This is a genomic window from Actinosynnema sp. (assembly GCF_052038725.1).
Genome location: NZ_JBQGCX010000426.1, coordinates 1 through 2,122, shown reverse-complemented (window position 1 = coordinate 2,122; position 2,122 = coordinate 1). Strand labels below are relative to the sequence as shown.

Here is a 2,122-nt window from a genome sequence, read left to right as displayed (position 1 = left end):
CGACGCGGGGAAATGCGGGACAAAACCGGCACCCGCCCTTGCCCGCGTCCCCGAAGTCCTCCCATACTGCGAACACCCAAGATCAGCGCCAGTCGAATCCACTTCGCACCGCGTCGACGCGCCGCCCGTCGACCCCCGCCGCCGCTGCCAGACCGGCGCGCGCTGATCACCCCGCAGCTCCCGTGGGCGCGTCCGCGCGCTCGGAGGGGAAGATCGCGCATGGCACCGAAACCCCCGCTCCGGCGCCGCAGGACCCCGCGCCGCCGCGCGCCCGCCGTCGTCCTCGGCGTCGTCGCGGCCCTGTCGGCGGGCGCGCTGACCGGCCCGGCGGCCTCGGCGGCAGCCCCCGTCACGATCTACGTGGCGGGCGACTCCACCGCCTCCACCTACACCGCCTCCCAGTCGCCGAGGGCGGGCTGGGGGCAGGCGCTTCCGGTGTTCCTGAACTCCGGCGCGGTCGCGGCGAACATCGCGAAGTCCGGGGCCAGCTCCAAGAGCTTCATCGACCTCGGCAGGCTCGACCACGTCCTCGCCCGGATCAAGCCCGGCGACTACCTGCTGATCTCCTTCGGGCACAACGACTCCAAGGTCGAGGACCCCACCCGCTACACCGAGCCGTCCACGACGTACAAGTCGCACCTGTCGCAGTACGTCGACAAGAGCCGCGCCAAGGGGGCGAAACCGGTCCTGATCACCCCGGTCGAGCGCCGCCGCTTCACCGGCTCCGGGGCCGCGGCTCCCTCGCACGGCGCGTACCCGGCGGCGATGCGGGAACTGGCCGCGGCAAAGGGAGTTCCGCTCATCGACCTCACCACGTCCAGCACGGCGCTGTGGAACCGCGCGGGCGTGGAGGGCACCAAGGAGCACTTCCTGCACCTGGCCGCCGGGCAGTCCCCGAACTACCCCGGCGGGATCGAGGACAACACGCACTTCCAGGGCGCGGGCGCGATCGAGGTCGCCCGGCTCGTCGCGACCGCGCTGAGCGGTCAGGGGATCGTGCCGTCCGGGAAGTTCCGGCAGCTCACCGCGACCGTCCCGCCGAGCGCGATCACCTGGCCCACCACGCCGCCCCACTGAGCCCGGAACCGCCGCCGTCGACCGCACCGCGACTCAACGAGGAGTTGACGCATGTCACCGCACGGCACCCGCCTGACCAGGGGCGCGGCGGCGCTCTCGGCCCCGCTGCTCGCCCTCGCCATGGCCACCCCGGCCCAGGCCGCCACCACGGTCACCGTCGCCGCCGACGGCTCCGGCGACTACACCACCGTCCAAGCCTCCATCGCCGCCGTGTCCCCCGGCTCGACGATCAAGATCAAGCCCGGCACGTACAGGGGCCAGGTCTCCATCCCCGCGAGCAAACCGGGGCTCATCCTGCAGGGCACGTCCGGCAACTCCGCCGACGTCGTGATCACCGGGAGCACCCCGGCGTCCACGGCGGGCACCGAGGGCAGCGCCACCGTCCTCAACAAGGCCAAGGACACCTCGGTCACCGGCCTGACCATGGCCAACACCTACGCCGCGCACGACAGCCAGGCGCTGGCCCTGTACGCGGGCGGCGACCGGCAGGTGTACCGCAACGTGCGGATGCTCGGCTACCAGGACACGTTCCTGTCCTGGGGCGGCACGGGCGGATCCCAGGTGCGCCAGTACGTCTACAAGAGCTACATCGAGGGCGCCGTGGACTTCATCTACGGCAACGGCGCGCTGGTGGTCGACTCGACCACCATCCAGTCCCTGGACCGGGGCAGCAGCAACAACGGCTACATCACCGCCGCCGCCACCCACTCGTCCAACCCGTACGGCATCCTGATCACCCGGTCCACGCTGAAGGGCCCGTCGGCGGCCAAGACCGTGGCCCTCGGCCGCTGCTGGCACGCGGGTGGCGCGGCCGACGCCATCGGCCAGGTGCTGGTGCGCGACTCCACGCTCGGCGGCCACATCCGGCAGACCGGCGCGTGGCAGGACATGGGCGGCTTCTCGTGGAAGACCTGCCGCTTCACCGAGCACAACAACTCGGGCGCCGGGGCGACGACCGGGACGGGCGACCGCCCGCAGATGAGCGCCTCCACCGCCGCGAACCACACCGCGCAGAAGTACCTCGCGGGCAGCGACGGCTGGAACC

2 protein-coding genes are annotated in these 2,122 nt (G+C 72.3%); both read left to right on the top strand.

Translation table 11 applies throughout. The features are described 5' to 3' along the window. The first annotated feature begins 219 nt into the window (after positions 1 to 219). Entirely contained in the window at positions 220 to 1,077 is an 858-nt protein-coding gene (locus ACTUAL_RS08640; protein WP_440899881.1) for a rhamnogalacturonan acetylesterase, read from the top strand. Positions 1,078 to 1,128: 51 nt separating this feature from the next. Next, positions 1,129 to 2,122: pectinesterase family protein (locus ACTUAL_RS08635; protein WP_440899880.1), on the top strand; the 994-nt coding region annotated here is incomplete at its 3' end.